This window comes from Ameyamaea chiangmaiensis, from assembly GCF_013376175.1.
GTDB classification, from domain to species: Bacteria; Pseudomonadota; Alphaproteobacteria; order Acetobacterales; family Acetobacteraceae; genus Ameyamaea; species Ameyamaea chiangmaiensis.
Genome location: NZ_JABXXR010000082.1, coordinates 1 through 12,449, shown reverse-complemented (window position 1 = coordinate 12,449; position 12,449 = coordinate 1). Strand labels below are relative to the sequence as shown.

Annotated in this window: 10 protein-coding genes, 1 tRNA gene and 1 pseudogene; 7 read left to right on the top strand and 5 right to left on the bottom strand. The window is 66.4% G+C overall.

Annotation, left to right across the window (positions count from 1 at the left end):
• Positions 1-286: pseudogene (locus HUK82_RS10645) on the bottom strand (hypothetical protein); the annotation flags it as partial.
• 118 nt (positions 287-404) lie between these two features.
• On the opposite strand from HUK82_RS10645, the gene HUK82_RS10640 reads away from it, so the two are divergent.
• The gene (locus tag HUK82_RS10640; RefSeq protein WP_176613933.1) at positions 405-908 is read left to right on the top strand and encodes a hypothetical protein; all 504 of its coding nucleotides are present in this window, start codon (positions 405-407) and stop codon (positions 906-908) included.
• Positions 909-935: 27 nt separating this feature from the next.
• Here the strand turns inward: HUK82_RS10640 and sucD are convergent, their stop codons facing one another.
• Both sucD and sucC read right to left on the bottom strand, forming a co-directional pair.
• Entirely contained in the window at positions 936-1,805 is an 870-nt protein-coding gene (gene sucD, locus HUK82_RS10635) for a succinate--CoA ligase subunit alpha (RefSeq protein ID WP_176613932.1), read from the bottom strand.
• Positions 1,805-3,007, bottom strand: a complete 1,203-nt coding sequence (gene sucC / locus HUK82_RS10630) for an ADP-forming succinate--CoA ligase subunit beta (RefSeq protein WP_176613931.1) — start codon at positions 3,005-3,007, stop codon at positions 1,805-1,807. The genes sucD and sucC overlap by 1 nt, the downstream gene beginning before the upstream one ends.
• Before the next feature lie 195 nt (positions 3,008-3,202).
• Here sucC and HUK82_RS17455 point away from each other — a divergent pair, with 195 nt between their 5' ends.
• On the top strand, positions 3,203-3,334 hold the full coding sequence (locus tag HUK82_RS17455) for a hypothetical protein (protein ID WP_256127001.1): 132 nt from the start codon (positions 3,203-3,205) through the stop codon (positions 3,332-3,334).
• A 533-nt stretch (positions 3,335-3,867) separates the two neighbouring features.
• Here HUK82_RS17455 and HUK82_RS10625 read toward each other — a convergent pair.
• Positions 3,868-3,942, bottom strand: a tRNA-Thr gene (locus HUK82_RS10625).
• A gap of 101 nt (positions 3,943-4,043) precedes the next feature.
• On the opposite strand from HUK82_RS10625, the gene HUK82_RS10620 reads away from it, so the two are divergent.
• Both HUK82_RS10620 and HUK82_RS10615 read left to right on the top strand, forming a co-directional pair.
• Positions 4,044-5,732, top strand: a complete 1,689-nt coding sequence (locus HUK82_RS10620) for a hypothetical protein (protein WP_176613930.1) — start codon at positions 4,044-4,046, stop codon at positions 5,730-5,732.
• A 216-nt stretch (positions 5,733-5,948) separates the two neighbouring features.
• Positions 5,949-7,328 carry an NAD-dependent succinate-semialdehyde dehydrogenase gene (locus HUK82_RS10615; protein WP_176613929.1) on the top strand — a complete coding sequence of 460 codons (1,380 nt, stop codon included), beginning with the start codon at positions 5,949-5,951 and terminating at the stop codon, positions 7,326-7,328.
• 40 nt (positions 7,329-7,368) lie between these two features.
• Here HUK82_RS10615 and HUK82_RS10610 read toward each other — a convergent pair whose 3' ends face one another.
• Positions 7,369-8,682 carry an MFS transporter gene (locus HUK82_RS10610; protein ID WP_176613928.1) on the bottom strand — a complete coding sequence of 438 codons (1,314 nt, stop codon included), beginning with the start codon at positions 8,680-8,682 and terminating at the stop codon, positions 7,369-7,371.
• Between the two features lie 203 nt (positions 8,683-8,885).
• On the opposite strand from HUK82_RS10610, the gene HUK82_RS10605 reads away from it, so the two are divergent.
• The 3 genes from HUK82_RS10605 (at position 8,886) to argS (ending at position 12,326) form a co-directional block, all read left to right on the top strand.
• Positions 8,886-9,230 (top strand): VOC family protein, encoded by a 345-nt coding sequence (locus tag HUK82_RS10605; RefSeq protein WP_176613927.1) that lies wholly within the window; start codon positions 8,886-8,888, stop codon positions 9,228-9,230.
• A gap of 73 nt (positions 9,231-9,303) precedes the next feature.
• Positions 9,304-10,464 carry a deoxyguanosinetriphosphate triphosphohydrolase gene (locus HUK82_RS10600; protein WP_176613926.1) on the top strand — a complete coding sequence of 387 codons (1,161 nt, stop codon included), beginning with the start codon at positions 9,304-9,306 and terminating at the stop codon, positions 10,462-10,464.
• A gap of 74 nt (positions 10,465-10,538) precedes the next feature.
• The gene (argS, locus tag HUK82_RS10595; protein WP_176613925.1) at positions 10,539-12,326 is read left to right on the top strand and encodes an arginine--tRNA ligase; all 1,788 of its coding nucleotides are present in this window, start codon (positions 10,539-10,541) and stop codon (positions 12,324-12,326) included.
• Positions 12,327-12,449 lie beyond the last annotated feature (123 nt).

The window sequence follows — 12,449 nt, the reverse complement described above, 5'->3', positions numbered from 1 at the left end:
CCAGCAGTCCCGACGCCGGCATGCCGGCCAGGGCTCCGAGGCCCACGCACAGCAGCAGGGCGCCCAGTGTCTTGTGGTCCAGATGGGCACGCATGCGCACGAACGGCACCAATACGCCCCACGCGGCAACAACCGCGCCCGTCACGAAAAACAGCGCCGACGTGCTGGCGCGCGCCCCGTGGCTGTGAGGCAGGGTGGAACGGTCGATCGGCATGGCGGCGGGAACCCGGAGCAGCAGGACAGCCGCGTAACGTGGCGCCTGCCTTCGGGCGAACGCAAGCCCCACGCGCGTCGGTGCCGTGTGGGTGCGGAACCTGATGCGGGTCCTGGCGCTTATCCCTTTCGCGCTGTGGTGGTCGTTATCGCACGCCAAGCCTCGGGTGCAGATCGCCCCAAGGAGTCGGATGACAGAGAACGCTTCCACCGCACGGAGCGACGCGGACGTCGCGGTGCCGGCTGCCGCGACACCGAACGAGCTGCTGTCGTTCTATCGCTCCGAAATCCGGTTTGAGAGCGAGGTCGTCAACGGCCGTCTTCAGGCCCTTCTGGGATCGCAGGCGTTTCTGGTGATCGCCTACGCCACGTCGATGACGGGGTCGACCAAGCGCTGGGGGGACAGCATGGTGCTGTTGATCCCGCCCCTGCTGTCGCTGCTCGGCTTCGTGCTGGCGCTCCCGGGCATCCGGGCCGGTTACGCGGCCATTGCCAAGTGGGAGGGCAAGCAGCGTGCCCTGCACGATCGCATGCCGTGCCTGATGGATTACACCCTCGCCCCGAACGAGGACGAGACCCGCGACATGATGCGACGCGGCCAGAGAGGGGCGCTGTTCGCCCATCAGGCCCCGTACGTGTTTCTGGTGGCGTGGACGATCTTCGCCGGTCTGCCGTTTTACCTGTACCTGAAATAGACAGCGCCGCGTTGCGGGCTGCCGCGATCAGAGCACGCCCATCAATGCCTCGCCCATACGGGCCGGACTGTCCGCGACGGCGACACCGGCCGAGCGCAGGGCATCGATCTTGGCGGCGGCGGTATCGTCGCCGCCCGATACCACGGCTCCGGCGTGACCCATGCGCCGACCCGCTGGGGCCGTCGCGCCGGCGATGAAACCCGCGACCGGCTTCTTCACGCGCGAGTGCTTCAGGAAATCGGCGGCCAGAAGCTCGGATGTTCCGCCGATCTCGCCGATCAGCAGGATCGACGATGTCTCCGGATCGGCCAGGAACAGCTCCAGCACCTCGATGAAATCCAGCCCTTTGACAGGGTCCCCTCCAATGCCCACACAGGTCGTCTGGCCAAGTCCGAGGGCGGTGGTTTGCGCCACGGCTTCGTAGGTCAGGGTGCCGGACCGTGACACGATGCCCACCTGTCCGCGCTGATGGATCGCGCCGGGCATGATACCGATCTTGCATTCGCCCGAGGTGATGATGCCCGGGCAGTTCGGACCGATCAGCAGGCTGGAAGACGTGTCCAGTGCCGCGCGGACACGCACCATGTCCAACACGGGAATGCCTTCGGTGATGCACACAATCAGCGGAATTTCGGCGGCTATCGCTTCGAGGATCGCATCCGCCGCGCCCGGGGGCGGGACATAGATCACGCTGGCGTCCGCGTCCGTCGCGCTGCGGGCGTCGGCGACGGTGTCGAACACAGGCAGGCCCAGATGCGTCTGGCCGCCCTTGCCGGGTGTGACGCCGCCGACCATGCGCGTGCCATAGGCAAGGGCCTGTTCGGCGTGGAACGTGCCCTGCGCGCCGGTAAAGCCCTGCGTGATGACGCGTGTGTCGCGGTTGACTAGGATCGCCATCAGCCGTTCCTCCGTTCGCGCACGGCGGCCACCGCCAGTCGCGCCGCTTCCCCAAGGTCGCTGGCGACCTGCACCGGCAGGCCGGACTCGGCAAGCATCGTCAGCCCTTCGTCGACGTTCGTGCCGGCCAGACGCACGACGAGCGGCACGGACAGCCCGACCTCCCGGCTGGCGGCGATCACGGCCTCGGCGATCACGTCGCATCGCATGATGCCGCCGAAGATGTTGACCAGAATACCTTCGACCGACGTATCGGCCAGCAGGATACGAAAGGCCGCCGTCACCCGTTCGCGTGAGGCACCCCCGCCGACATCGAGGAAATTGGCCGGCTTTTCGCCCTCGAGATGGATCAGATCCATCGTTGCCATCGCCAGGCCCGCCCCGTTGACCATGCACCCGATCGTGCCGTCCAGGCCGACATAGGACAGGCCGTGGCGCGAGGCTTCCTGTTCGCGCGGGTCTTCCTCGTTGGGGTCGCGCAGTTCCTCGAGCTCCGGGTGGCGGAACAGGGCGTTGTCGTCAAAACTCATTTTCGCATCGAGCGCGATCAGATCGCCGTCCGGCGTTACCACCAGCGGGTTGATCTCGATCATCGCGGCATCGAGGTCGACGAACGTGTCGTACACGCCGCCGACCAGTCGTGCGAACGCGGCGATCGAACGGCCCCGCAGGCCAAGGCGCGTGGCAAGACCCCGGGCCTGATGCGGCTGGAATCCCAGTAACGGGTCGATCGCTTCGGTCAGGATGCGCTCGGGTGTCTCGGCCGCGACATCCTCGATCGCCATGCCGCCGGCTTCCGACGCGACCAGCGTCAGGCATCGCCGGGCCCGGTCGACCAGCAGCGAGAGATACAGTTCGCGCTCGATCGCGCAGCCGGCCTCCATATACAGCCGTCGCACGCACCGACCGGCGGGACCGGTCTGCTTGGTGACCAGCACGTGATCGAGCATCGACAGGGCATTGGCCTCGGCCTCGTCCGGCGAGCGGACCAGACGCACGCCGCCGCGCCGCTCCGGATCGCCAAGGACATGGCCCGCGCCACGCCCGCCGGCATGGATCTGCGCCTTGATGACGCCCAGCGGCGCGCCGAGGTCGTGGAAAATCTGCCGGGTCTCGTCGGCCGAGCGCGCGACCCGGCCTGGCGGCACCTTTACGCCACGCGCGCCAAGCAGTGCCTTGGCCTGATATTCGTGTATGTCCATCCCCGATCTTTCTTGTTTATTAGCGGGACAAAGGAGTGCGCTCCGACAGTTCCCACATGCAGTCGATAAGTCGAGAGGACAACGTCTCTTCTCCCGCAGACGTGACAGCCGTCTTCGCCGATCGCCCCGAAACCGTGCCGTCGCTCGGGCCGTTGTGTGGACTGGCGACAGGTCGCTTCCCCGCAGGAGATTTACATGAGCGACACGAAGAACACCCCCGATCAGACACGCAATGAGGACGAGGTGGACGAAAGCCTGGAAGAGACCTTCCCCGCCAGCGACGCGCCATCACACACCGATCCCGATAAAAAGGGTGTGGGCGACTAAAACCGTGTCCCTCGCCGTCCATCAATTTCCGGACTTCGATGGAGACTGCCGGCGCTGAACTACCGGTCTCGGAGGAATGTTCAGTCGTGGTCACGACATTGTGGGACACGGGGGCTGTCAAAACATTACTGCGCGCCGGATCGCCAGTGCGAGCTGCGATTCGCGTGATTTCTGCATGTTCGTCTGCGTGATGAGTCTATTGCCCGGCATCGCGTCAGGGCGGAGAGGGCGAGTGATGGGGGAGAGGCTGTGGACCACGCAACGAATTGGCTGACTTCCTGCGCTATCAGGAGAGCACTGTTCGCCGGATGGTGAGCCAGTACCCAGAACGTCTCCCGCCGCGTGTGGCCGGGCCGGGGCGCCCTCGCTGGAGTCCGGAGACGGTCAAGAACTGATCAATGAGACCGGCTGCAATCTCGACATCACGGGTCGGACGCCCACGACTGCGGACAGTATGATTTTGTTCTCACGCCTTCGTGACTACGCCAAACTACACCAAAGGCAGTAATAGGTCCTTGATTTTACAAGGATACTGGTGCCCCCAGTAGGATTTGAACCCACGACCTACCGCTTACAAGGCGGTTGCTCTACCACTGAGCTATAAGGGCATGCCCCGCTTTAAGCAGCGCACGGCGGATATGTCCAGCCACAACCGTTGGGCCGCGGGCGCAGCGGTCGGGCGGTGGAAAGCCGGGAAAGGGTGAGGGGCATGGCGCAGAAATTGCGTGGGGGTGTGCGGCGCGGTGTCGTTGCCGGGGTTATCGCGCTGCTGGTGACTAGCGTGTCGGGACGGACGGGGGCGGAGCCTTCCGGCATGGTGCGTGATGGCGACGGCTTCGTCGAGGGGCGTTACCAGAGCCCGGCCGGACCAGTGCTGCGCCTGCCAGTCGCGCGCATGTTTAACGATAATGGTGCGTTCCTGACGCTCGGCGATGAGTCCGCGGCGATCGGCGGGTTTTACGATGCGGCGGGAACGGCGGTTCATCGTGGCCTGTCGATCGTGGGGCAGCCATATGGGAACTATAACGCCGGCTGTACGCTGTGCGTGTTCTCCACGTCCGACGGGTATGACGGCGGGGGCGCGCAGGCTGCGCTGTCGGGTCTGGACTATCGCGCGGGTGCCGGCGCCGTCGCGCACGGGGATCTGGCCGTCGCCGGTTTCTATCATTTCGATGAAAACGCCCCGGCGCGGATCACGGCGGCTGTCGCGTCGTTCGACGCGGACGGTCTGACCCTGGCGCAGCCGATGACGGACGAGCAGATGGCCGTCCTCCATCCGGGCATGTATATCGCGACGAACGCGATTGATCCGGCACGTCCTACGACCGGGCCCGATGGCGTGCCGACGAACGTCGCCTACTGGGCGTTTCTCAAGTCGTGGGATCAGCGGCACCTGCGTGTCTGGGGATGGGCGGTTCCGGGCGGGAGTGACCGGGCCGGCCAGGTGCCCGATGTTCGGACGCTTGATCGCACCAAGTCGCGTTACCCTGGTCCGATGGCGTTTATCGGCGTGCCGGCCAAGGTGTTTTCGGAAAACAATTATATCCTGTTCGATGGCGACCGCATCTACGGCGATCACGCGACGGCCGTGGCCAACGCGTATGAGCGAAACGAAGTCGATTTTCGCGGGACGCGCTTCGATCGGCCCCACAGCCTGTCGTTTCACGGGGTGACGACGTCCTACCAGTGCCTGCCCTGCGCAACGGACGCGGCCTCGGACGAGAGTTATGCTTATCTGGTCAACGGACCGGGTCTGCCGCGCGCCTATGTCGCGCAGGTGTATGGCGACGGCCTCGAATTCCAGGGCTATTCCAGCTTTATTCCCGGTAACGGCGCGCCTTGGCCCGGGACGGCGGGTGCCACGCACATCATGGCCAGTTTCGCCTCCGCCTTGCCGAGCAACAACACCCTGCTGCTGAGCCAGTGGGTGCTGCGCAACGCGACGGCGACGGGGGACTGGCGCGACTATGAACTGCGCATCGGCGGCCAGATCGACGCCACGCGGGATCGGCGACGCGGGCTGATCGGCGGCTCGCCGATGGGCAGCATCGCCTTCAATTACAACGGACAGCATTTTGGCGGCTGGTGCGGTCTCGGCAACAACGCCAATCCCGGTCTGTGTCAGGAAGGCGATGGCACGACGGATTTTGCCGCCCGTGCGACGTTCGACACAGATGCCGTCGTGCGGGGAACGATGGCGGCGTCGACCTATGCCGCGACGTCGGCAAAGCCGGTTCTGGCGGCCATCCGTGCGGCACCGCACGCGGAAGGCGATCGCGTGTGGTGCCACGACTGCCTCAACGCGCGACAGGTGGCCGGTCACGGCACCGGACGCTGGATCTTCCTCGACAGTGCCGGGGTGTGGCGTAGTGACGACGGGGAACGCGCGACATTCTGAGCCCGGAGGGTCTGGAGCGCCGGCGGAATTTTTTTGAACGATCCGGCGGACGTGGCGTTGGGAGCGCGACGGTGTTCAACAACCGCCTCCGCAGGGGGGCACGCGGCCGGGCAAATGCCCGGGGCCACGCGCGCGGTAGCAACTGACCGGAGGTCACATCCGGTCAACTCCCGCACTTCACCGCCCGTATTGCCGATCCGACCGAAGGAGAGTCCCATGACGTACCAGACCGTCAATCCGTATACCGAACAGGTAGTGAAGACCTATCCGGGCCACACCGACCAGCAGGCGTTCGACGCGCTGGCACGTGCCGATGCCGCGTTCCGTTCGCCCACATGGGGGCAGGGGCCGCTCGAGAACCGGACCAGGGTATTGTCGAAGATCGCCGACCTGTTCGAGATGCGCGCCGAGGAACTGGCCCACGCGGCCACGATCGACATGGGCAAGCGCCTTGAAGACGCGAAGGACGAAGTGAAGCTGTGTGGTGGTATCGCACGATACTACGCCGACAACGCGCATGAATTCCTCAAGCCCACACCATACAAGACGTCGATGGGCGATGCCTGGGTGGAGAACGCGCCGATCGGGACGCTCGTCGCGGTCGAGCCGTGGAACTTCCCCTTTTACCAGCTGATCCGCGTGGTCGGGCCGGCCTTTGCCATCGGTAATTCCGTACTGATCAAGCACGCCGAGGGTGTGCCGCAGTGCGCCGAGCTGTTTGAGTCCCTTGTGCGTGACGCCGGCGCGCCAGACGGCGCCTGCGTCAACCTGTTCATCACGCCGGATCAGGTCGAAGCCCTGATCGGTGATGACCGCGTGCAGGGCGTTGCCCTGACGGGCTCCGAGCGCGCGGGCACGGCGGTCGCCGCCACGGCGGCGAAGCAGCTGAAGAAGTCGACCATGGAACTGGGCGGCATGGACGTGTTTGCCGTGCTCGACGATGCCGATCTGGCGCGTGCGATCGAAATCGGCACTGTCGCCCGCCTGTCCAACGCCGGGCAGGTGTGCACCGCCGCCAAGCGCTTCGTCGTGCACGAGAGTGTGGCCGAATCGTTCGTTGAGGGGCTGAAGGCGGAGTTCGCCAAGGTCCGCATGGGCGACCCGCTGGACAAGGACACCACGTTCCAGCCGATGTCGTCCAGGCGCGCGCTTGAAACCATCGAGGAACAGGTCAAAGACGCCGTCAAGCACGGCGCCAAGGTTCTGGTCGGCGGCAAGCGGGCCGATCATCAGGGCTTCTTCTACGAGCCGACGATCCTGACGGGCATCGATCGCGATAACCCCGCGTTCCGTACCGAGTTCTTCGGCCCGGTGGCGCAGGTCTATGTCGTGCGCAACGACGACGAACTGGTCGTGCTGGCCAACGACTCGCGCTACGGGCTGGGGGGATCGATCTTCTCGAAGGACGAGAAGCGCGCACGCGCGCTGGCTTCGCGGATCGAGACGGGGATGGTCTTCATCAACCAGTGGACCAGCACGGCGCCGGAACTGCCGTTCGGGGGCGTCAAGCGGTCGGGCTATGGCCGCGAGCTTGGCGATCTGGGGATCATGGAGTTCGTCAATCGCAAGCTGGTGGTGGTCGCGCCCGCGGGCTGACCACCATCGCGTTGACCACTCCCATGCATGGCGTTGCGCGCTACCGGTTGACCCTGTCGGCCGGGATCGCGAGCGTCAGGCCCACCCCCAGCAGCGCGAGCAGCACGAGGCCGTAGAGTGCCGCGTCCGTGCTGCCCGTCGCATCCTTGATCCATCCGACCAGATAGGGGCTGAGAAAACCGGCCATCTGGCCAAGCGAGTTGATCAGCGCGACGCCACCGGCCGCCGCCGCCGGGCTGAGATAGCCGTTGCTCAGTGGCCAGAACAGCGGAAGGCCCGACAGCGCCCCCGCCGTCGCCAGCGACAGTCCTGCGATAGAAAGCACGGCGCTGTCGTGAAACAACCCCGACAGCGTCAGGCCGCCCGCGGCCATCAGCAGTGGCACGGCCAGGTGCCACCGGCGCTCGCGCCGTCGGTCGGCCGAGCGTCCGGCCACCACCATGAACAGCCCCGCCGCGCCGTAGGGGATGGCGGAGAGCCAGCCGATGGTGTTCGCGTCGTGGAACCCGATCGTACGGATGATGGTCGGCAGCCAAAAATTGATCGCGTAGACGCTGCTTTGAAGACAGAAATACAGCGCGCCCAGCTGCCAGATCGCGGGCGTGCGCGCCACGTCGGCAAAACGGTCGACGACACGCGGCGGTCGGCGCGCGCGATCCTCTGCCAGTGCCGCCTGCAATGCCGATCGCTCGGCGTTGGTCAGCCAGCCGACGTCGGCCGCATCGTCGCGCAGGAACAGTGCCATGCCGACGCCGAGCAGTATGGTCGGCACCCCTTCCAGCAGGAACAGCCACTGCCAGGCCGCGAGACGGCCGCCGTTTCCATCGAAATGGCTGAGGATTAGGCCGGACAGCGGGCCGCCGAGAACGCCCGACAGCGGGATCGCCGCCATGAACAGCGTCAGGGCCCGCCCCTGACGTTCGGCCGGGAACCAGCGGGTGAGATAAAGCACCATGCCGGGGAAAAAGCCGGCCTCCGCCGCGCCGGTCAGAAGGCGCAGGACATAAAAGCTGGTTGCGTCATGCACCAGAAGAAGCGCGGTCGATAATGTGCCCCACGCGACCATGATGATGGCCAGCCACCGCCGCGCCCCGATCCGGACGAGCATCAGATTGCTGGGCAATCCGCACAGGATATAGCCCAGAAAGAAAATCCCGGCCGCCAGACCGTACTGGGTTTCGGTCATGTGGAGCGCCCCGAGCATCTGCAGCTTGCCGAAGCCGACATTCACGCGATCGAGGTAATTAAACAGGTAGCAGACGAAAATATACGGGATCAGAAACAGGGTGACTTTGCGGAAAGCGGCATCCCGTGCCTGCGATGTGACGGAGGCGGGCGGCGTTGTATCGGGCATTGTGGGCACCTGTTATTTCTTGTCGGGACCATATGATCCGGCTGAACGCTAGCGCGCCCATCGCGGCGTGCGAAGGGTCAGGCCAGTTATGATCACGATCGCGGGCGATCAGGCTTTGCTGTGCCGATACCCGCATCCGCGTGGCGGCTCAGTGCTTTAATGTCCGATGTGCCTCTCCACGGGTCGTAATCAGGAGTTCTGTCATGAACAGACCGCATTTCGTCGAGATACCCGCACGCGATCTTCGCGCGGCCCGCGCGTTCTACAGCGCCGTCTTCGGCTGGACGTTCCATGCCTTCGGCCCCAGCTATGCCGCCACGCAGCGCGAGGGGGGCGAGGCGGTCAATATCGGCCTGCAGGGCGATCCGTCCGAGGCGCCGCCGGTGCCGCTGGTGGTGATCGAGGTGCCGGATCTGGACGCCAGCCTGAGCGACGTGACGCAGGCGGGCGGCGTGATCACAAAGCCGATCTTCAGCTTCCCCGGTGGCCGGCGGTTTCATTTTCGCGATCCGGACGGCAATGAGCTTGCGGCGTGCGAGGTGGCGTAAGTGCGCGGCCCTGCCGATGGCGGGGGCGGGCAAGCCCGTCTATAGTGTCGGGATCGAAACCGGAGGTCCGTCCATGAGTCTCGCCCCTTATGCCGTGCAGCGCGCGACGGCGCGTGGCCGTCTGCATGACGAGGCGGAATCCGTCACCCGGTCGCCATGGCAGCGCGACCGCGATCGCGTGATCCATTCGGCCGGCTTCCGGACACTGCAATACAAGACGCAGGTCTTCATCAATCACGAGGGCGATTTCTTTCGCACGCGCCTGACCCATTCGCTGGAAGTCGCGCAGATCGCACGGTCCATCGCGCGCACCCTGCGGCTGGACGAGGACCTGACCGAGGCGCTGGCGCTGGCGCATGACCTGGGCCACACACCCTTCGGCCATGCGGGCGAGGACGCGCTGAAGGTCGTGATGCGCGACTGGGGCGGCTTCGATCACAATACGCAGTCGATCCGGCTGGTGACGATGCTGGAACGGCGCTACCATGCGTTCGACGGCCTGAACCTGACGTTCGAGACGCTGGAGGGGCTGGCCAAGCACAACGGGCCGGTCAAAAAGCCCTCGCCCTACCTGCGGGCGTATGACGCGGAGCACGCGCTTGACCTCGACACCTATGCCTCGGCCGAGGCGCAGGTCGCGGCAATGGCCGACGACATTGCCTATCACGGCCATGACATGGATGACGGTTTCCGCGCCGGCCTGCTGACGCTGGACGACGTGGCCGACCTGCCGCTGGTCGGCGAAGCGCTGCGCGAGGCCCGGGCGGGCATCCGTCTCCCCGTGAACGAGGACACCCAGAACCGCCTGCGGCACGAGACGGTCCGCCGGGTGATCGATCGTCTGGCGTCGGACCTGACCGCGCAGACGGCGCGCAATCTGGATGCCCTCGCCCCCGCCTCGGTCGACGACATCCGCCGCGCGGCCGCCCCCGTGGTGGGGTTCAGCCCGGAGATCGCGTCGGCCAACGCGGCCATCCGCGCCTTTCTGTACGAGCGGATGTACCGCCACTGGCGCGTGCGCCGCATGACGCGCAAGGCGCGGCAGGTGACCGAGGCGATCTTCACGATTCTGAGCGACGAGCCGACCTTGCTGCCCGACCTGTGGCGCGCGCGGGCCGACGCGCAGGATGCCGCGGGCTTGCGCCATGTGGTCGCGGATTATATCGCCTCCATGACCGATCGCTTCGCGATGGAGGAATATCGTCGCCTGACGGATCTTTCCGTCGCGGGGTGATCCCCCTGTCGCATCGCGGCGTGTTATCTGGTCGCCTTGTGTTGTCGTTTTCCTGTCCCGGGACCCGGAGCCCTATGTCTGACTGTCTGTTCACCCGTTATCGCGCGCATGTCCTTCAGGCTGTCCGGCAGATCGTCCCCGACGTGCCGGACGAGATCGCGGCCCGTATCGAACTGACACCCACGCGCGAGGCCGCGCACGGCGACATGGCGACGAACGCGGCGCTTTTGCTGGCCAAGAGCGCGCGGCGGCGACCGGCCGAGATCGCCGGGGAACTGGCGGCCGTGCTGGCGGCCGTGCCCGGCGTGATCCGGGCCGAGCCGGCGGGCCCAGGCTTCGTGAACATCTCGCTCGCCGCGGAGGAATTCCGCGCCCTCGTGCCGACGGTTCTTGCGCGGGGCGAGTCGTTCGGCGACAGCACGATCGGCGGCCAGCAGCCGGTGAACGTCGAGTACGTCTCCGCCAACCCGACCGGGCCGATGCATGTCGGCCATTGCCGTGGCGCCGTGGTCGGCGACGCGCTGGCCAACCTGATGATCAAGGCCGGCTTCGCGGTCACCAAGGAATATTACATCAACGACGCGGGCGCGCAGGTCATCGCCCTGGCCTGGGCGACCTACTGGCGCTACCTCCAGGCCATCGGCTCGCCCCTTGATGAAGAGGCGTACGCGGCGCAGGTGCCCGGCGGCCTTCAGTACCGTGGCGACTATCTGATCCCCGTCGGTGCGGCACTGGCCGAACGGCACGGCACGTCGCTGGCCGCTCCCGGCGGCGGGGTGGCCGCGCCCGAGGTGTGGCTCGAGACCGTGCGCACGACGGCGGTCGAGATGATGATGGCCGCCATCCGCGACGATCTGGCGGCGCTGGGTGTGCATCACGACGTGTTCACCAGCGAGGCGAAGATCCTGGCGCAGGGCGTGCCTGACAGCGCGATCGCGCGGCTGGGCCAGATGGGCCTGTTGTACGAAGGTGTGCTGGAGCCGCCCAAGGGCAAGCTGCCCGAGGACTGGGAGGCGCGCCCGCAGACCCTGTTCCGTTCGACCGAATTCGGCGACGACATCGACCGGCCGCTGCGCAAGTCCGACGGGTCGAACACCTATTTCGCCAACGACATCGGCTATCATGCCGACAAGGCGGCGCGCGGTGCGGCATTGATGATCGACGTGTGGGGCGCGGACCATGGCGGTTACGTCTCGCGCATGAAGGCCGCGGTGGCGGCCCTGGTCGGCGGCCAGTCGGAACTGGCGGTGCTGCTGTGCCAGATCGTGCGGATCGTGCGCAATGGCGAGCCGGTGCGCATGTCCAAGCGCGCCGGCACGTTCGTGACCCTGCGCGACCTGATCGACGAGGTCGGGCGCGATGCGGTGCGCTTCACCATGCTGACGCGCAAGGCGGACGCGCAGATGGAATTCGACCTCGACCAGGTCGTGGCCCAGACCCGCGACAACCCGGTGTTCTACGTCCAGTACGCCCATGCGCGCTGCCGGTCGGTGCTGCGCGCGGCGGCGGCCCTGCTGGGGGACGACGCGGTGCGCCCGGCGCAACTGGCAGGCGTTGATCTGGCCACGCTGGCGGGTGATGCCGAAATCGACACGCTGCGGCGCATCGCCCAATGGCCCCGCGTGGTGGAAGCCGCCGCGACAGCGCGCGAGCCGCATCGCGTCGCGTTCTATCTTCAGGATCTGGCGGGCGACTTCCACGCGCTGTGGAATCGCGGCCGCGACGAAACCACGCTGCGCTTCCTCCAGGAAGACGCGCCGGACGTGACGCGCGCCAAGGTTGCGCTTGTCGAGTCGATCGCGACCACGATCCGGTCCGGCCTTGCCGTGCTGGGTGTCGAACCGGTGGAGGAAATGCGATGACCGATCCCACACACGACGACACCAACAGCCGCATCGACCGCACCCGCGAACGGATGAGCGCGGACTACGACGACGCACCCCGCCGCAAAACCGGCGGTGGCGGCTGGCGCGCGGCGGTCGACC